At 62.3% G+C, this 17,927-nt stretch carries 19 protein-coding genes; 10 read left to right on the top strand and 9 right to left on the bottom strand.

The annotated features are described in order from the left end of the window. Positions 1–22: 22 nt before the first annotated feature. Positions 23–1,672: a choline dehydrogenase gene (gene betA, locus ICI42_RS14915; RefSeq protein ID WP_188165557.1), complete on the bottom strand. Its 1,650-nt coding sequence runs from the start codon at positions 1,670–1,672 to the stop codon at positions 23–25. Next, entirely contained in the window at positions 1,672–2,265 is a 594-nt protein-coding gene (gene betI / locus ICI42_RS14910) for a choline-binding transcriptional repressor BetI (RefSeq protein WP_188165370.1), read from the bottom strand. The genes betA and betI overlap by 1 nt, the downstream gene beginning before the upstream one ends. A 130-nt stretch (positions 2,266–2,395) precedes the next feature. On the opposite strand from betI, the gene ICI42_RS14905 reads away from it, so the two are divergent. Both ICI42_RS14905 and ICI42_RS14900 read left to right on the top strand, forming a co-directional pair. Next, a complete protein-coding gene (locus ICI42_RS14905; RefSeq protein ID WP_188165369.1) occupies positions 2,396–3,400 on the top strand; it encodes an asparaginase in 1,005 nt (334 codons plus the stop codon). 36 nt (positions 3,401–3,436) lie between these two features. After that, positions 3,437–3,910, top strand: a complete 474-nt coding sequence (locus tag ICI42_RS14900; protein WP_188165368.1) for a GreA/GreB family elongation factor — start codon at positions 3,437–3,439, stop codon at positions 3,908–3,910. Here the strand turns inward: ICI42_RS14900 and ICI42_RS14895 are convergent. Together ICI42_RS14895 and ICI42_RS14890 are read right to left on the bottom strand one after the other, a co-directional pair. Then, a complete protein-coding gene (locus tag ICI42_RS14895; RefSeq protein ID WP_188165367.1) occupies positions 3,907–4,296 on the bottom strand; it encodes a type II toxin-antitoxin system death-on-curing family toxin in 390 nt (129 codons plus the stop codon). The genes ICI42_RS14900 and ICI42_RS14895 overlap by 4 nt on opposite strands. After that, on the bottom strand, positions 4,293–4,514 hold the full coding sequence (locus ICI42_RS14890) for an AbrB/MazE/SpoVT family DNA-binding domain-containing protein (protein ID WP_188165366.1): 222 nt from the start codon (positions 4,512–4,514) through the stop codon (positions 4,293–4,295). The genes ICI42_RS14895 and ICI42_RS14890 overlap by 4 nt, the downstream gene beginning before the upstream one ends. 150 nt (positions 4,515–4,664) lie before the next feature. Between ICI42_RS14890 and ICI42_RS14885 the strand changes: the two genes are divergently transcribed. Beyond that, complete coding sequence (locus ICI42_RS14885) at positions 4,665–6,227, top strand: helicase HerA-like C-terminal domain-containing protein (protein WP_188165365.1); 1,563 nt, start codon at positions 4,665–4,667, stop codon at positions 6,225–6,227. 64 nt (positions 6,228–6,291) lie between these two features. Here ICI42_RS14885 and ICI42_RS14880 read toward each other — a convergent pair whose 3' ends face one another. Both ICI42_RS14880 and ICI42_RS14875 read right to left on the bottom strand, forming a co-directional pair. Next, positions 6,292–7,029, bottom strand: coding sequence for a L,D-transpeptidase (locus ICI42_RS14880; protein WP_188165364.1), 738 nt, complete (start codon positions 7,027–7,029; stop codon positions 6,292–6,294). Between the two features lie 187 nt (positions 7,030–7,216). Next, positions 7,217–7,876, bottom strand: coding sequence for a haloacid dehalogenase type II (locus tag ICI42_RS14875; protein ID WP_188165363.1), 660 nt, complete (start codon positions 7,874–7,876; stop codon positions 7,217–7,219). A gap of 109 nt (positions 7,877–7,985) precedes the next feature. Between ICI42_RS14875 and ICI42_RS14870 the strand changes: the two genes are divergently transcribed. From ICI42_RS14870 to ICI42_RS14855, 4 genes are all read left to right on the top strand, one after another. Beyond that, entirely contained in the window at positions 7,986–8,864 is an 879-nt protein-coding gene (locus ICI42_RS14870; protein WP_188165362.1) for a branched-chain amino acid aminotransferase, read from the top strand. A gap of 109 nt (positions 8,865–8,973) precedes the next feature. Further along, a complete protein-coding gene (locus ICI42_RS14865) occupies positions 8,974–9,570 on the top strand; it encodes a superoxide dismutase (protein ID WP_188165361.1) in 597 nt (198 codons plus the stop codon). A gap of 181 nt (positions 9,571–9,751) precedes the next feature. Further along, positions 9,752–10,183 carry a c-type cytochrome gene (locus ICI42_RS14860; RefSeq protein ID WP_188165360.1) on the top strand — a complete coding sequence of 144 codons (432 nt, stop codon included), beginning with the start codon at positions 9,752–9,754 and terminating at the stop codon, positions 10,181–10,183. Positions 10,184–10,192: 9 nt separating this feature from the next. After that, positions 10,193–11,122, top strand: a complete 930-nt coding sequence (locus ICI42_RS14855) for a cytochrome c (protein ID WP_188165359.1) — start codon at positions 10,193–10,195, stop codon at positions 11,120–11,122. A gap of 21 nt (positions 11,123–11,143) precedes the next feature. On the opposite strand, the gene ICI42_RS14850 is transcribed toward ICI42_RS14855, so the two are convergent. Both ICI42_RS14850 and ICI42_RS14845 read right to left on the bottom strand, forming a co-directional pair. After that, a complete protein-coding gene (locus ICI42_RS14850) occupies positions 11,144–11,866 on the bottom strand; it encodes a polysaccharide deacetylase family protein (protein ID WP_188165358.1) in 723 nt (240 codons plus the stop codon). A gap of 108 nt (positions 11,867–11,974) precedes the next feature. Then, positions 11,975–14,077, bottom strand: coding sequence for a S9 family peptidase (locus ICI42_RS14845; protein ID WP_188165357.1), 2,103 nt, complete (start codon positions 14,075–14,077; stop codon positions 11,975–11,977). A 109-nt stretch (positions 14,078–14,186) separates the two neighbouring features. On the opposite strand from ICI42_RS14845, the gene ICI42_RS14840 reads away from it, so the two are divergent. After that, the gene (locus tag ICI42_RS14840; RefSeq protein WP_188165356.1) at positions 14,187–14,555 is read left to right on the top strand and encodes an SH3 domain-containing protein; all 369 of its coding nucleotides are present in this window, start codon (positions 14,187–14,189) and stop codon (positions 14,553–14,555) included. Between the two features lie 41 nt (positions 14,556–14,596). Here ICI42_RS14840 and msrB read toward each other — a convergent pair whose 3' ends face one another. Next, positions 14,597–15,001, bottom strand: a complete 405-nt coding sequence (msrB, locus tag ICI42_RS14835) for a peptide-methionine (R)-S-oxide reductase MsrB (protein WP_188165355.1) — start codon at positions 14,999–15,001, stop codon at positions 14,597–14,599. Positions 15,002–15,164: 163 nt separating this feature from the next. Here msrB and ICI42_RS14830 point away from each other — a divergent pair, with 163 nt between their 5' ends. Together ICI42_RS14830 and ICI42_RS14825 are read left to right on the top strand one after the other, a co-directional pair. After that, on the top strand, positions 15,165–17,510 hold the full coding sequence (locus ICI42_RS14830) for a putative monovalent cation/H+ antiporter subunit A (protein WP_188165354.1): 2,346 nt from the start codon (positions 15,165–15,167) through the stop codon (positions 17,508–17,510). Further along, entirely contained in the window at positions 17,507–17,926 is a 420-nt protein-coding gene (locus ICI42_RS14825; protein ID WP_188165353.1) for a Na(+)/H(+) antiporter subunit B, read from the top strand. Before ICI42_RS14830 ends, ICI42_RS14825 begins: the two co-directional genes overlap by 4 nt. Position 17,927 lies beyond the last annotated feature (1 nt).

The following is a 17,927-nucleotide window of genomic DNA, read 5'->3' as shown; positions in this document are numbered from 1 at the left end:
ATGCTGTTGCGGCGATGATGCTCTATCGGTCGGACAGGCGCCAGCGCGGATTGATCCACGGTTCCTGATTGGACGGCGCAAGCGGCGTCCGCCCGAGAATATGGTCTGCTGCCTTCTCCCCGGTCATGATCGACGGACCGTTGAGATTGCCGTTTGTAACACGCGGGAAGATCGAGGAATCCGCGACCCGCAGGCCCTCGACGCCGATCACCCGCAGTTCGGGATCGACCACTGCGTTGGGATCGTCGGCCCGGCCCATGCGGCAGGTGCCGCAAGGGTGATAGGCGCTCTCGGCATGCTCGCGGATGAAGGCGTCGAGTTCGGCGTCGGATTGCACATTTGAGCCGGGCGAGATTTCCTTGCCGCGATAGGGATCGAAGGCCGCCTGGCCGAAGATCTCGCGCGTGAGCCGGATGCAGTGGCGGAAATCGCGCCAGTCGTCCTCATGCGCCATGTAGTTGAAGCGGATCACCGGCGTATCGCGCGGGCTGGACGAGCGCAGCGTGACTGAGCCGCGCGACTTCGACCGCATCGGCCCGACATGCGCCTGGAAGCCATGCGTCTTGGCCGCTGCCTTGCCGTCATAGCGGATCGCCGCCGGGAGGAAATGATACTGTATGTCGGGGTATTTGACGCCGGCCGCGGAACGCAGGAAGGCGGCTGCCTCGAAATGGTTGGTGGCGCCGAGGCCGTTCTTGAACAAAAGCCAGCGCAGGCCGATCAGGGCCTTGGAGAATGGGTTGAGCACCGAATGCAGCGTGATCGGCTGCAGCGATTCCTGCTGGATGTAGAGCTCGAGATGGTCCTGCAGATTGGCGCCGACGCCGGGCCGGTCTGCGATCACTTCGATGCCATGTTCATGAAGATGCGCCGCGGGGCCGATGCCCGACAGCATCAGGATTTTCGGCGAGTTGATGGAGGATGCGGCAAGCACGACCTCACGTCTTGCCTTAACCACTTGAATCGATCCGTTAACGTCGATCTCGACGCCGGTGGCGCGTTGATTCTCGATGATCACCCGTCGCGCGAAGCCTTTGACGAGACTCATATTCCGCCGCTTGAGGGCAGGACGCAGATAGGCATTGGCCACCGACCAACGGCGGCCGCGATGGATGGTCTGCTCCATCGGCCCAAAACCTTCCTGCTTGGAGCCGTTATAGTCGTCGGTCAGCTCGAAGCCGGCTTGCCGGCCGGCTTCCCGGAAAGCCGTGTAGAGCGGATTGACCAGCGGTCCGCGCTGGACATGCAGCGGGCCGTTCGTGCCCCGCCAGCCCGGCTCGCCGCCGGCCGAGTTCTCCATGCGCTTGAAGTAGGGCAGCACATCGGCATAGCTCCAGCCGGTGGCGCCCTGTTCGGCCCAATGGTCGAAGTCGTGGGCATGGCCGCGCACATAGACCATGCCGTTGATGGACGACGACCCGCCCAGCACCTTGCCGCGCGGGGTGGCGAGCACGCGGCCGCCGAGATGCGGTTCGGGCTCGCTGGAAAAACCCCAATCGTAGCGCCGCATGTTGAGCGGGATCGACAGAGCCGACGGCATCTGGATCAAGGGGCCGAAATCCGTGCCGCCATATTCGATCACGACGACGGAGTGTTTGCCGTCTTCCGAAAGGCGATAGGCGGCGGCTGAGCCGGCCGAGCCCGAGCCGACGATGACGAAATCCGCTTCGATCATGCGCGTCCTTTCGTGCCGAGCGGCAGGTTGGCCAGATAGGCCTCCACGAGGGCCGCGGCGGTTGCGGCATCGGGCAACCCGTCGCGCAGGGCGCGGCGGATATAGAGTCCGTCGATAAGAGCTGCGATGGTTTCGGCGGCGCGTTCGGCCTGGGCAGGCGGCAACAAAGGCGCAAGGCCGCTCATGAGGTTCGAATGCAGCCGCCGCGCATAGACGCGCAGCAGGCGCCGCAGGGCCTGCGATTTCTGCGCCTCGACATAGAAGGCCAGCCATGCGGCGATGGTCTCGGAGCGGAACTGCTTTTCAGAAAAGTTGACGGCCACAACAGCGCTGACGCGCTGCAGCGGTGTTTGTGCCGCGCGCAACGCCAGCCGCGCATCCGCGTTCAATTCCGTCAGCAGATAGCGCATCGTCGCCTCGAGCAGATCGTCTTTGGCGCCGAAATAATGATGCGCCAGCGCCGACGACACGCCGGCGCGGCCGGCGATTTCCGACATGGTCACATCCAGCGAACCGCGTTCGCCGATCGCCAGGATCGTCGCATCGATGAGCGCCTTGCGGCGCAATGGCTGCATTCCGACTTTGGGCATTGTCCGGTCTCCAGACGACAGCTTATTTTTTATTGACTGATCAATCAACAAAAACTGAAGACTTTATGTCCGGGCTTGCCAGGGCTATGAGACAGCCGACCCGCCATGCGGGACTTTTTCAGGAGGCCCCATGACCGATCCCGTTCTTGTCGAAATGCTGCGCGGCAATGTGGTCGAAAGCGTCCATCGCGGCGCAGCCGTGGTGATGGATGCATCCGGCAAGGTGGTTTTGGCGCTCGGCGACACGGCCCGTCCGGTCTTTCCGCGCTCCGCCGTCAAGGCGATCCAGGCGCTGCCGCTGGTCGAGACCGGCGCGGCGGACGCCTACGGCTTTGGACACGCCGAACTGGCTCTTGCCTGCGCCTCGCATTCGGGCGAGCCGCGCCATGCCGAGCTTGCCGCCGCAATGCTGGCCAAGGCCGGCCTTGACGAAACCGCGCTGGAATGCGGCGCGCATTGGCCGACGAGCCAGTCGGCAACGGTGGCGCTGGCCCGTACCGGTGCGGAACCGAGCGCCCTGCACAACAATTGCTCGGGCAAGCATTCCGGTTTCCTCTGCACCTGTTGCCACGAAGGGCTCGACCGGCATGGCTATGTCGGTGCGGCGCATCCGTTTCAGGACATGGTGCGGCAGGCCATGCAGGAGGTTACCGGCGCCGAGCACAGCGAAGCCAATCGCGGCACCGACGGCTGCTCGATCCCGACCTATGCCGTACCGCTGGACAGTCTCGCGCTGGGCTTTGCCCGCATGGTCACGGGGCAAGGCTTCGGGCCGGAGCGCGCCAAGGCTGCAAGACGCCTGCTCGAGGCCTGCATGGCCGAGCCCTTTCTGGTCGCAGGAACGGACCGGGCCGATACCCGGCTGATGGACATGGCGCCGGGCCGCATTTTCGTGAAGGTCGGGGCGGAAGGCGTCTACTGCGCGGCACTCCCCGAACTGGGACTGGGCATTGCGCTGAAATGCGACGACGGCGCGGGAAGGGCGGCCGAAGTCGCCATTTCGGCGATCCTGCAAAAGCTGTTTTCGAAAGATGGGGAGTTGGTATCCAAGCTCTCGGATGTTTCGAACCCCCAGATGACGAACTGGAACGGCATCCATGTGGGATCGCTACGCCCAAGTGCTGCGCTCGCCTGAGCTTGCCAAGCCGGGCGGCGAGCTTAACTATAGGCCATGAGCAGAGCCTTCACCCGCGAAGAAGACAGCGACAACGCGATCTCCGATGTCGGGGAGCGCCCGGTCAGCAGCGAGCGCAATCTGGTCACCCGCTCTGGCCTCAAGCAGATCGAGGGACAGCTTGCGGCGTTGCGCGCGGAACTGGCCAAGGCGGAAGCTTCGGCGGACCGCGAACGCATTGCGCGGATTTCGCGCGACCTTCGCTACTGGTCGTCGCGACGGGAGACGGCTGAAGTATCGGTTCCGGAGCAGGGCAGCGCCGTTGTCCGCTTCGGCATGGCGGTCACGATCGAAGACGAGGACGGTGCGAGGAAGCGCTGGACCCTTGTCGGCGAGGATGAGGCCGACGCCGCCAAGGGCCTCATCTCCCACGTCTCGCCCATGGCACGCGCCCTGTTCGGCAAGGCGGTGGGCGATGTCGCCACCGTCAACGGCAAGGAATGGGAAATCGTTGGGATAGAAACCGTTTAGGTCTCGATCCTGACCGTATGGTCGCGCAGGAATGTCGCCGCGCCCGCCTCGTCGATTTCGCCGGCTGCGACACTCATGACGAACAAGTACAATGTGCCGTCATCTACAGTCAGATAGTAGCCGTTGACGATGAGAAACGTACCGGCCGCAACGATTGCCGTTCTCTTGTTTCCGTCGACAAACGCATGGTTTTTCGCCAATCCGTACAGATACGCGGCGGCGAGATCGGTGACGGTCGGCTCGCCATACACGGCCTTATTTTCGGCGCGCGCCAGCGCCGACTCAAGGGCGTTCTCGTCACGCAACCCTTGTGCGCCGCCATGCCTGCGAAGCTGCTCCGCATGCATGGCTTCAACCGTTCGCCGGCTCAGAAACTCCCAGCTCATTCGGCAAGTTTCTGAAGAGCAACCTTGTATTTGTCCATGAACTGCTGAGCAGCCTGCATCTGCCGCTCGAACACGTCGTCCGTGGGCTTCAAGCTGAGGCCGTTAACATCCTCCGTCAGTTCCAGCGTGTCGCCGGCGCGCAGGTTCTGGCGATCCAGAACCTCCTTGGGGATGATGACGCCTTCCGAATTTCCGATCTTGCGCAGTGTGACGTTCATGGCTTCACCTCGATGTTATAACTTGAGTTTAACAGAAAGATGGGGGTGGCGCAAGAAACCGTCAATTGCCGTTGTGGGGCAGACCCAGCCAATTTATACCTTCCGGGCGGACGATCCGCATAAAGATACCGACTGCTGGAGGCACCCACCATGGCGCAGGACGAGACCATCTTCATCGGCGCCAGCCGCAGGCCGGATGACAGCTACCAGAAGGCCGAGGAACTCCTGCTGAAATATGGCAACCGCCACGGGCTCGTCACCGGTGCGACCGGCACAGGCAAGACCGTAACCCTGCAGATCCTGGCGGAAGGTTTTTCGCAGGCCGGCGTGCCGGTGTTCTGCGCCGACATCAAGGGCGATCTGTCCGGCGTCTCGATGATGGGACAGCCCAAGGATTTCCTGCTTGCCCGCGCCGAGGCGATCAAGCTCGACCCGTACGACTTCGCCGAATTCCCGGTCATCTTCTGGGATCTGTTCGGCGAGCAGGGCCATCCGATCCGCGCCACCGTCTCCGAAATGGGGCCGCTGCTTTTGTCGCGCCTGATGAACCTCACTGATGCGCAGGAAGGCATCATGAACATCGCCTTCCGCATCGCCGACGAGGAAGGCCTGCTGCTGCTCGACATGAAGGACCTGCAGTCGCTTCTGGCCAACATCGCCAGCCGCGCCGACGAGATCAGCGGCCGCTATGGCAACATCACCAAGCCGTCGGTCGGCGCGATCCAGCGGTCTCTGCTGGTGCTCGAACAGCAGGGCGGCAACCATTTCTTCGGCGAGCCGGCGCTGAGAATCCCCGACATCATGCGCACCACGCGCGACGGCCGCGGCGCCATCAACATTCTGGCCGCCGACAAGCTGATGATGAATCCGAGGCTTTACGCCACCTTCCTGCTCTGGCTTTTGTCCGAACTGTTCGAGGTGCTGCCGGAGGTCGGCGATATCGACCGGCCCAAGCTGGTGTTCTTCTTCGACGAAGCGCATTTGCTGTTCGACGAAGCGCCCAAGGCGCTGGTCGACCGGGTCGAGCAAGTTGTCCGCCTCATCCGCTCCAAAGGCGTCGGCGTGTTCTTCGTCACGCAGAATCCGCTCGATATCCCCGAAACCGTCCTGGCCCAGCTCGGCAACCGGGTGCAGCACGCGCTGCGCGCATACACGCCGCGCGAGCAAAAGGCCGTTAAGACGGCGGCGGATACGTTTCGTCCGAATCCGGACTTCGATTGCGCTACAGCCATCACCCAACTGGGCACCGGCGAGGCGCTGGTGTCGATGCTCGAAAACAAGGGCGTTCCGGCAATGGTCCAGCGCACGCTGATCCGCCCACCGGCCGGCCGCCTCGGCGCGATCAGCCCGGAAGAGCGCAAGACGATCATGAGCCTGAGCCCGGTAGCGGGTCAGTACGACCAGACGGTCGACCGCGAATCGGCCTTCGAGATGCTGCAGAAGCGGGCGCAGGATGCCCAGCAGGCACAAGCCCAGCCGCAGCAGACCACGACGCAAAGCGGTGGCGGTGGCTGGACCTTGCCGGACTTCGGCAACGGTGGCGGAGGCTCCCAGCAGCCGACCACGCAGCGCCGCCAGGCGCCCGCGCCGAGGACATCGACCCGTCAGACTGCAACCGAAGCCGCGATCAAATCCGTGGTGCGCTCGGTGGGAACGACGCTCGGCCGTGAACTGGTGCGGGGTATACTGGGAAGCCTGAGGCGAAAACGCTAAGCCTCAAATGCAAAAAGGCTGCGGCATCAGCCACAGCCTTTCGCGGTCGATAAGAGCGCTTCGCTCAAGCCATGCCGACGCCGTTGGTCACGACGATCGGCGTCTTGTTCGGAACGCGGTCGTAGAGATCCATGATGTCCTGGTTCATCAGGCGCACGCAGCCCGACGACACCGACTTGCCGATGGACCACCATTCCGGCGAGCCATGCAGGCGATAGAGCGTGTCTTCATTGTTCTGGAAGATGTAGAGCGCACGCGCGCCGAGCGGGTTCTGCAGGCCGGGCGCCATGCCGCCATTGCGGACGCTGTATTTCTCAAGTTCCGGCTGGCGGGCGATCATCTCATCCGGCGGCGTCCAGGTCGGCCATGCGCGCTTCCACTGGATGACGGCGCGGCCTGACCATTCGAAGCCGGCGCGGCCGAGACCAACGCCATAGCGCATCGCCTGTCCGCCTTCGCGCACGAGATAGAGATAATGCTGGGAGACGTCGACCACGATGGTGCCGGGGCGCTCGCCCGTCGGGTCCTGGACCATCTGGCGCAGGAACTGCGGCGGAATTTTCTCGATGGGAATGCCGGGCACTTCGAAACCGCCATCGAATACCGGGCCATACATTGAAGCGTAGCTGGCAAGTTGCGGATCGATCGCAGGTTGGATCGGCGGCGGGGGTGGCTGGTTGAAGGAATAGCGTGAACCGAAGGAGGTGCATGCGGACAACGCCAAGCCGGCAGCGCCGGCCGCCGCCAGATTCAGAAAGCCGCGACGGCTCGTCGATCGCGGCATGTCATTATTCTTGTTCATTTTAATTTTTGGTCTCCAAACCAGAAAGATAGGCCGCAAGAAGATTAAAAAGTGCCTTCTTCCGTATAAGTTCGAGCCCGATAAGCCGTTCCAATTCAGGCCCGACGGTGGACAAAGAACGGCGAAGCTGTGACAGTCCCGACACTGTTGCGTCAATGCAACATTCTGTGAGTGCGCCTTGGCCGCCTCAGCCCTTCGGCAAAGCGTCGAGGGAGGGAAGGATCAGTTGGGGCGGCAGGTCGAGATACTCGTCGGGCTGGCCGGCACGATTGACCCACACCGTCCTGAAGCCGAATCGGGTGGCTCCGGCAATGTCCCAGCGGTTGGAGGACTGGAACGATACGGCGTCGGGATAAAGCCGCCATTCGCTGGTGACGAGATCGTAGACGGCCGGATCGGTCTTGAATTTCCTGATGCTGTCGACGGAGAAGATCGCATCGAGGCTCTGATCGAGCGCCGCCGAGGCGACGGCGGCCTCCAGCATCGCCGGCGAGCCGTTGGAGAGAATGGCCAGGCGCGCGCCGCTGTCTTTCAAGGCCCGCAGCACGGCGGGCACCTCAGGGTAGCAATCGAGCCGCCAATAGGCGTCGAGAAGCGTGGCGCGCAGGCTGCGGTCGGCTGAAGGCACCTTGCTGAAAGCGAAATCCAGAGCTTGCTCGGTGAGTTGCCAGAAATCGGCATAGGAGCCCATCAGGCTGCGCACCCATGAATATTCGAGTTGCTTGGCGCGCCAGATCTCCGACAGCACCTGGCCGTCCGGCCCGATCTGCGCGGCATGGCGCCGAACGGCGGAGTGGACGTCGAACAGCGTTCCGTAGGCATCGAAAACATAGGCGGCGTAGCGCATCGTGGCGGCTTCCGTTCACTGGCCTGCCACATTCCGGCAACAGGATGTTGACGTGAGGCGGCAGGGCATCTCCAATAGCTGGATAACATTGAAAGATTGGAACGCAATCATGTCTTTGACTGAAGCGGCGCAGTCCACGACCTGGACCTATGTTGACGGCGACTGGTACGAGGGAAACGTCCCGGTACTCGGACCGAGAAGCCACGCCATGTGGCTGGCCTCATCGGTGTTCGATGGCGGACGCTGGTTCGAAGGCGTCTCGCCCGATCTGGATCGGCACGCCAAGCGGGTCAATAACTCGGCCATAGCGCTCGGCCTCAAGCCGACGATGTCGCCGGACGAAATCATCGGCCTGACCTGGGACGGCCTGAAGAAATTCGACGGCAAGACCGCGGTCTATATCCGCCCGATGTATTGGGCGGAGCATGGCGGCTATATGGGCGTGTCGGCCGATCCGGCCTCGACGCGCTTTTGTCTCTGCTTGTACGAATCGCCGATGATCCCGGCGAGCGGATTTTCGGTGACCGTTTCGCCCTTCCGCCGCCCGTCCCTGGAAACCATGCCGACCAATGCCAAGGCCGGGTGTCTTTACCCCAACAACGGCCGCGCTATCATGGAGGCGAGGATGCGCGGTTTCGACAATGCTCTCGTTCTCGACATGCTTGGCAATGTCGCCGAAACCGCATCCTCCAACATCTTCATGGTCAAGGACGGGCAGGTTTTCACGCCCGGCGCGAACGGCACCTTCCTGTCGGGCATCACCCGGTCGCGCGCCATAACTCTGCTTGGCCATGCCGGCGTCACGGTCGTCGAGAAAACGCTGACGGTGCGCGAATTCCTCGAAGCCGACGAGATATTTTCCACCGGCAATCATTCCAAGGTCGTTCCGGTGACGCGCATCGAGAACCGCGACCTGCAGCCGGGACCGATAGCAAAGAAATGCCGCGATCTTTATTGGGAGTGGGCGCATTCGACGCCGGCGGACTGAATCTTCCAAATTATATTTCATGGCCGCTTCACGTTGTCTGTATATGATTGCGACCTATGTCTAAGCGGGATACACATCCCCGCGAATTGCCAGAAAGGGAGTTATAACCATGGCCTTTGAATTGCCCGCACTGCCTTACGATTACGAGGCGCTTCAGCCCTTCATGTCCAAGGAGACGCTGGAGTATCACCACGATAAGCACCACAAGGCCTATGTCGACAACGGCAACAAGCTCGCTGCCGAAGCCGGCATGGAAAACCTCTCGCTCGAAGAAGTCGTCAAGCAATCGTTCGGCAAGAATGCCGGCCTGTTCAACAACGCCGCGCAGCATTACAACCACGTCCATTTCTGGAAATGGATGAAGAAGGACGGCGGCGGCAACAAGCTGCCGGGCGCTCTGCAGAAGGCGGTCGATTCCGATCTCGGCGGCTATGACAAGTTCAAGGCGGATTTCATCGCCGCCGGCACCACGCAGTTCGGCTCCGGCTGGGCATGGCTCTCCGTCAAGGACGGCAAGCTGGCCATCTCCAAGACCCCGAATGGCGAGAACCCGCTGGTCCACGGCGCGACCCCGATCCTCGGCGTCGACGTGTGGGAACACTCCTATTACATCGACTATCGCAACGCGCGTCCGAAGTATCTCGAAGCCTTCGTCGACAGCCTGATCAACTGGGATTATGTGCTGGAACTCTACGAAAAGGCATGATTCGCCGCCATTTTCGATCGATTGGAAACCCCGGGCTTCGTCCCGGGGTTTTCGTTTCGCGAAAGATTTCGTCTACCGCTCTGAAATTGATGGGGAATCACGAAAGCGTGAGAAGAAATTCACGTCGATCTCAGCCACTTTCTACGAACTCAAAGGCAGCCAGATAGCAACCGGAGTTTCCATGAAGAAAATCGTCCTCGCCGCATCTCTTCTCGTCGCCGCCGCCACCGCGGCCTATGCCGATCCCATTGCCGACCGGCAGGCGCTGATGAAGTCCTTCGGTCCGATCATGGGCAGCCTGGCGCCTGTCGCCAAAGGGGAGAAACCCTTCGATGCGGCGGAAGTTCTGGCGGCGCTGACCAAGCTCAACGAGCAGGCTCAGAAATTCGACGTGCCGACCCTGTTCCCGGAAGGCAGCAACACCGGCGATACCAAGGCCTCGCCGAAAATCTGGGAAGACCTGGCCGATTTCCAGGCGAAGGACGATAAATTCAAAGCGGATGTCGCAGCGGCCGTTTCCGCACCGCCGGCTGACCTGGCGACCTTCCAGACCCAGTTCGCTGCCATCGGCGGCAACTGCGGCGCCTGCCATCAAGCCTACCGCCTGCGCTGATCAGCGACCATGCTGAAGAAGCTCGCTCTCGGTGTCGCGGTCCTGGCGGTTGCGGCCGCCGGTGCGTTCTGGTGGCTCACCGAGCCGCGGCTTCTCCATGCTGAGGCTATCGCAGCTCTCCAGCCCGGCGATGCGGCACGCGGCGAACGCATCTTCTGGGCCGGAGGCTGCGCCTCCTGCCACACGCCGGCGGGCGCGGAAGGCGACGCCTTGCTGCGGCTTTCCGGTGGGGCGGGACTGAAGACCGAGTTCGGCACCTTCGTGCCGCCCAACATTTCCCAGCACCCGACGGACGGCATCGGAAGCTGGACCCTGCCGCAATTCGCCGATGCGGTGATGTCGGGCGTATCGCCTGACGGCAGGCATTTCTACCCGGCCTTCCCCTACACATCCTACGCCCGCATGCAGCCGTCCGATGTCGCCGATCTCTACGCCTTCATGAAAACGCTGCCCCCCGTCGAGGGCAAGGCGGCGGACAGCGATATCGCCTTTCCCTTCAACATCCGGCGCGGCATTGGGTTGTGGAAGCAGCTTTATCTGAGCGACCGGCCCGTCATCGCCCTTGCGGAGGGCGCACCCGCCAATGCGCTGGCCGGGCGTTACCTCGTCGAAGGGCCCGGCCATTGCGGCGAATGCCACACGCCGCGCAATGTCGCAGGCGGTACCGACAAGGGCCAATGGCTCGCGGGCGCGGCAGCGGCCGAAGGCGGCGGCAACGTGCCGAACATCACATCCGATGAGGCCGGCATCGGCTCCTGGTCGGAGAGCGATATCGCCAACTATCTCGAGACCGGATTTACCCCGGACTTCGATACGGTGGGCGGCACGATGGTCGAGGTTCAGCAGAACATCGCCAAGCTGACGCCGGAAGACCGCCAAGCCATCGCGGCCTATCTGAAGGCCATCCCGGCGCACAAGAATGGCTATCCTGCGCGGTAGCCGCCTTCACGCCGAGCTATTTCACTGGCCTGTCGAACTCATCAGTTCGGAAACCGTGACGAAGCGAAAGCCGCGCTCGCGCAGACCGTCGATGATGTTCGGCAAGGCCTGGCGGGTTGCCTCACGGCTCTTGTACATGACGTGCATGATGACGATCGAGCCGTTGCGCGCCTTGCTCAGGACGTGCTGCGTCATGGCCTCCGGATCGTTGGCAATGTCGGGATAGGATTCGGGCTCCACATCCCACATCACGGTGGTCCGGTCATGCTGCGACAGGTACCAGGGGAGGGTGAACAGCTTTTTCCCGTAAGGCGGACGAAAGACGATCTCCCCCTCATAGCCCGTTGCCCGGATCGCGGCATCCGTCCGTTCGATCTCATCGCTTATCGTGGCCGGCAGAGCCAAGGTCAGGTTGGGATGAGAATAGGTGTGATTGCCGATCTGATGCCCGGCGGTAAGAATAGCGCGCGCCTGGATTGGATTTTCCTCCGTCTCCTTGCCGGTGAGAAAGAAGGTCGCCTTGACGTTTTTCTCGCGGAGGAGCTCAAGCACAGGCTCCGTATATTTGGGCGTCGGACCGTCGTCGAAGGTAAGGGCGATTACGGGGGATTGGGTGTCCACCCGGTCCACGAGTCTGCCGAAAAGCTGGAAACTGCGGGCCTTGCTGAGTTGAAAAAGCCCGTAGAAACCAACAACCGCTGTGGCAATGACCACAGCGGGAACAACCAGTCGCCGATATTTCAACAGCCAGAGCCTTCTCAACGTTACGGTCCCGCAACGTTGAGAAGGCTTTATGGCGTCATCGTGGATCTCAGCCCGGAAGTTTGCCGCCTGTTGGTTGGCTCCGGCGCATCACGCGCTTTTGCCCGTCACCTTCAGCGCGAAGGCGTAGTTCAGCGCGATCTCCTCAAGCCGCGAGAAGCGGCCGGAAGCGCCGGCATGCCCAGACTCCATGTTGATCTTGAACAGCACCGGATTGCTGCCGGCTGTCCGTTCGCGCAGGCGCGCGGCCCATTTCGCCGGTTCCCAATAGGTGACGCGCGGATCGGTCAGGCCGGCCACCGCCAGGATTGGCGGGTAGTCGACAGCCCGGACATTGTCATAGGGCGAATAGGCGGCGATCGTCTTGTAGTCGGCCTCGGAGATGATCGGGTTGCCCCATTCCGGCCATTCCGGCGGGGTCAGCGGCAAGGTGTCGTCGAGCATCGTGGTCAGCACGTCGACGAAGGGCACCTCGGCGATGATGCCGCCAAAGGCTTCCGGCGCCATATTGGCCACCGCGCCCATCAGCATGCCGCCGGCCGAGCCGCCCTGCGCCACGATGCGGTCATGGCTGGTGTAGCGCTCGCCCACCAGATGGTGGGCGCAGGCGATGAAATCGGTGAAGGTGTTGGTCTTTGCGGCGCGCTTGCCGTTTTCGTACCAGGCGTAACCCTTGTCCTTGCCGCCGCGAATATGGGCAATGGCGTAGACGAAGCCGCGATCGACCAGCGACAGGCAGTTGGTGTTGAAAGACGCAGGGATGGCGCTGCCATAGGAGCCATAGCCGTAGAGCAGGCACGGAGCCGAACCGTCGAGAGGCGTGTCGCGGTGATGCACCAGCGACAGCGGCACCAGTTCGCCATCGGGAGCGGGCGCCATCAGGCGGCGGGTGACGTAATGCTCGGGATCGTGGCCGGAGGGCACTTCCTGCGTCTTCAACAGGGTGCGTTCGCGGCTGCGCATATTGTAGTCGAACAGTTGCGCCGGGGTGGTCATCGACGAGTAGGAGAAGCGGATGACGTCCGTGTCATATTCGTAGGAGCCGCCCAGGCCGAGCGAATAGGCCTCTTCATCGAAGTCGATGTGATGCTCGGTCCCGGTAGCGCGTTCATGGATGACGATGCGCGGCAATCCTTCCTTGCGCTCCAGCCGGACCATGAAGTCCTTGAAGCCGAGAACCGACAGGATGAGCCGCCCCGGTTCATGCGGCACCAGTTCCTTCCAGTTGGCGCGTTCGGGCGAATCGGTGGGTGCCGTAACAATCTTGAAGTCCTTGGCGCCGTCGGCATTGGTCAGGATGAAGAAGACGTCGCCGCCTTCCTCAAGATCGTATTGCAGCCCGTTTTCGCGTGCTGCGACGAGCTTGGGCTCTGCCTCCGGATCGTCCGACGGCAGGATGCGATATTCCGAGGTCTCATGGTCGTTGATGCCGATCATGATCCATCTGTTGTCGCGCGTGCCGCCGACATTGGTGAAGAAGCCGGCGTCGCTTTCCTCATAGACCAGCCTGTCATCGGCGGGGCTGCTGCCGAGCCGATGGTAGAATATCTTCGAAGGGCGATGGTTGGCGTCGAGCCTTGTGTAGAAGAAGCCGCTGTCGTCGGCGTTCCAGATGCCCGAACCGCCGGTATCGGCGATGACGTCCTCGGCATCGGCGCCGGATGCTATGTCGCGGATTTTCAGCGTATAGAATTCCGAGCCCCTGTCGTCATATGCCCAGAGCAGGCGGGTGTGGTCCGACGAATGGTCGACGCCGCCGAGTTGGAAATAGGGCTTGCCTTGCGATTCCTTGTCGCCGTCGAACACCACTTCCTCCGCGCCGCCGTCGCGCGGGATACGGAAATAGCGAGGATGCTGCCCGCCGATGACATAGGAAGAGCCATAGGCAAACGGTCCGTCCTTCATCGGAACCGACGAATCGTCTTCCTTGATGCGGCCCTTCATCTCGTCGAACAGCGCCTTCTGCAGTGCTTCCGTGTCGGCCATCATCGCCGACTGGTAGCGATTCTCCTCTTCCAGATGCGAGCGAATCGCCGGATCGAGCGTGGTCGGATCGCGGAAAACCTCCTGCCAGTTCTCGGCGCGCAGCCAGGCATATTCGTCGACGCGCGTGATCCCATGCCGTGTGTCGCTGACGGGCTCCTGCCGCGTCCGGGGGGCGGCGGTTTCGGGAAAATACGGTGAACGGGTCATAGGATCTCGCTTTGGCAAATCAGTGAATAGAGAATGAACACGCCGATCAGCATGCGTTCAAGAGGAACAGGCCAGTATGGCTGGGTGTTGATGGTTGAGGGAGGAAACAATGAACGGATTGATCAAGACGGGTGTCGCGGTTGTGCTGGCATCGACGATGGGCTTCTTCGCAGCGCAGGCTGATGCCAGTGCGTTTGTGGCGTGGACAGTCAAGGACGTGGCTTTCGGCGATACGCTGAACATTCGCAAGTTCCCGGCCAGCACATCGCAGAAGCAGGCGGCTTACCCCAACGGGACCGTCTTGCAGATGACCGGAACATGCACCGGCGGGATAAATCTCTTTGACATCTCCGGAATGCCGGCCTGGAAACAGCGTCAGAAGGTTCGCTACAGCTGGTGCCAGGTCTGGCACGATCCGGCGCGGAACGGCGACTTCGTGACCGGCTGGGTCTATGGCAAATACATCGCGCCGAGATGATCGACGGGCGGCTTTCCACCGGAAGACCGCCCGCAGTCAGGCTATTTCTTCTCGAAATCCAGCGCCACCCCGTTCATGCAGTAGCGCAGGCCGGTCGGCTGCGGGCCGTCTTCGAAGACATGGCCGAGATGCGCATCGCAATCCGCGCAGCGGATTTCGGTGCGGGTCATCAGATGCGAACGGTCGACATGCTCGGCCACTGCGCCGTCTTCGATCGGGGCATAGAAGCTCGGCCAGCCCGAACCGGATTCGTATTTGGTCTCTGAACTGAACAGCGGCTTGCCGCAGGCGACGCAATGGTAGACGCCCTTGTCCTTGTTATCGAGATAAGGGCCGGTGAAAGGGCGTTCGGTTCCGTGGCCGCGTGTAACGGCATATTGCTGTGGCGTCAGCTGCTCGCGCCATTCGGCATCGGTCTTCTGAACTTTGAGCTCTTTGTCGCTCATGGCGAAACTCCCTGTGAGATTTGTCCAAGATATAGTGCGCCGCACCGCGCTCTGAAATAGGCAAAGACATCACGGTCTTTTGTGTATTGCTTGCCGAAACCTGGTCTCGCGGGGTTGCCCGTCAGGGATGAGGCGTCTATTCCCCGTTGCAAGGCTGAGAACCGTGCAGAGGGGGACATTCCTGACCTTTATCGTGCTTTTACTGCCATTGCTGGGTGCTGCGCTGGCTCCCTTGCTCACGCGCTGGGCCGGGGGCAAGGCTGGTTGGCTGCTGGCGATCGTGCCATCGCTGGTCTTCCTCCATTTTCTCGGCATGCTTGGCATGGTGTCGGAGGGACAGCCGATCACCGGCGGGTTCGACTGGATCCCGAGCCTCGGCGTGCGCTTTTCCTGGCTGCTCGACGGGCTGTCGCTGACCTTCGCATTGCTGATTTCGGGCATCGGCACGCTGATCCTCATCTATGCCGGCGGCTATCTCGACGGGCACCCGCAGCAGGGTCGGTTCTTCTCCTTCATCCTGCTGTTCATGGGCGCTATGCTGGGGCTGGTGGTGTCGGATTCGTTCCTGATGCTGTTCGTGTTCTGGGAACTGACCTCGATCACCTCCTTCCTTCTGATCGGCTTCGATCACGAACGCGAAGCCTCGCGCCGCGCCGCGCTGCAGGCGCTTCTGGTAACAGGGCTCGGCGGCCTTTCCCTGCTGGCGGGGCTTCTGGTCGTCACGCAGGCCACCGGCTTCAACGATTTGTCCACGCTGCTCGGTTCCGGCGATGCGCTGCGCTCAAGCCCGCTTTATATGGCTGCGTTCGTGCTCGTGCTTGGCGGCGCGTTCACCAAATCGGCGCAGTTTCCGTTTCACTTCTGGCTGCCCAACGCCATGGAGGCGCCGACGCCGGTGTCGGCCTATCTCCACTCCGCGACCATGGTGAAGGCGGGTGTTTATCTCCTGATGCGGCTCAATCCTGTCATGGGCGACACCGCTGCCTGGGAGACCGTGCTGCCGCTGTTCGGCGGTACGACGCTTTTGGTCGGAACGCTGCTGGCGGTGCGCCAGACCGACTTGAAGCTGATGCTGGCCTACACCACCGTCGCTTCGCTCGGCTTGCTGGTCATGCTGACCGGCTTCGGGTCCGAGCTCGCGGTCGAGGCGGCGGTGCTGTATCTGATCGCGCATTCGCTGTTCAAGGGCGCCCTGTTCATGGTGGCGGGCCTGCTCGACCACGAGACCGGCACGCGCGACGTCACAGCGCTTGGCGGCCTGCGCAAGGCGATGCCCATCACCTTCGCGGCCGCGCTTCTGGCGGCGCTGTCGATGGGCGGGTTGCCGCTGTTCTTCGGCTTTCTCGCCAAGGAAGAAATTTATGCCGCGCTGGGTTTCGGCAACGGTTGGGCTGCGCTGGCGACGCTGGTCGCCGTGGCGGGCAACAGCCTGATGTTCGCGGTGGCCTTCGCGGTTGCGCTGAAGCCGTTCATCGGAGCCGAGCGCAAGACGCCTAAGCAGGCGCATGAGGGGCCTGTCTCCCTTTGGCTCGGTCCGCTGGTCCTGGCGCTGGCGGGATTGCTGGCAGGGCTCGCCTCGGGCTGGGTGCATGCCGGCTTTTCCAGTCCCATGGCCAGCGCGGTTGCGGGCAGGGCGGTCGAGGTGACGATCTCGACGGTTCCCCATATCGGCATGGCTCTGCTTTTGTCTGCCGTGACAGTGGGGCTTGGCATCGCTGCCTATTTGAGCCTCGGCACGCTGAGAGGCGGGATGGCGGCGCTGCTTACGACCATCGGCTGGGGGCCGGATCGCGGCTTCGACCAGTTCGTGCGCGGAATGCTGCATGCCTCGGTCGGCGTTACCCGCATCGTCCAGAACGGGCGCATGGACACCTATATGACCGTCACCTTCGTTTGTGTCGCCGCGGTGCTTCTGGTGCCGATGATCCTGTTCGGCGAATTCCCGGCAGTTCCGGTGTTCCCTGACCTGCAGTTGCATGAATGGGCTATCATCTTGATGGCGGTGATCGGCATCGGCGCAGTCGTTTATGCGAAAAGCCGCCTCGTCGCCATCGTCTCGCTCGGCATCCAGGGGCTGGCCGTGGCGCTTTTGTTCATGCTGTTCGGCGCGCCCGACCTGTCCTTCACCCAGTTCATGATCGAGACGCTGTCCGTGGTCATCCTGGCGCTGGTCATGACGCGATTGCGCCTGGCGCTCTCGGATCATCGTCCGCTCGGACAGAAATTGTTCGACATGAGCGTTGCCGGCCTGTGCGGCGCCGGCTTCGGACTGCTGTTGCTGAAAGTGACGCAGCAGCCGTTCAACGATGCGTTGTCGCAGTTCTTCAACGCCTATTCCCGCACGATCGCGCATGGCCGCAACGTGGTGAACGTGATCATCGTCGACTTCCGCGGCTTCGATACGCTGGGCGAGATCGCCGTCGTCATGATCACCGGTCTGGCGATCCTCGCGCTGATCCGTATCCGCGCGAAACCCGATGCCGGCAAGGCCAAGGAGATCGGGCGATGAGGACGCTGATCTTCCGCACCGCGGCTCCCTTCATCACCGCGCTGATGCTGCTTTTGTCGGTGTTTGTCCTGTTGCGCGGCCACAACGATCCGGGCGGCGGCTTCATCGGCGGGTTGATCGCGGTCGCAGCCTTCGCGGTCCAGGGTATTGCCTTCGGCGTTCCGGTCGTGCGCCGGGCGATCTATTTTCATCCAATGGCGATCGCCGGCTCCGGCCTGCTGCTCGCGGCGCTGTCGGGTGTGTTGTCCTATGCGTTTGCCGTGCCGTACCTCTCGGGCCTCTGGTCCGCGCCGAGCCTGTTCGGCGTGACGGTCGATGTCTCGACAGTCCTGTTCTTCGATATCGGCGTCTATCTGGTTGTCGTCGGAGGGATCACCTCGATTGCGCTGTCGCTCGAAGAAAGGGAGGACGGCTGAT

Source organism: Oryzicola mucosus, assembly GCF_014534685.1.
Classification (GTDB): domain Bacteria; phylum Pseudomonadota; class Alphaproteobacteria; order Rhizobiales; family Rhizobiaceae; genus Oryzicola; species Oryzicola mucosus.
This window is presented reverse-complemented; position numbering and strand designations above follow the sequence as displayed.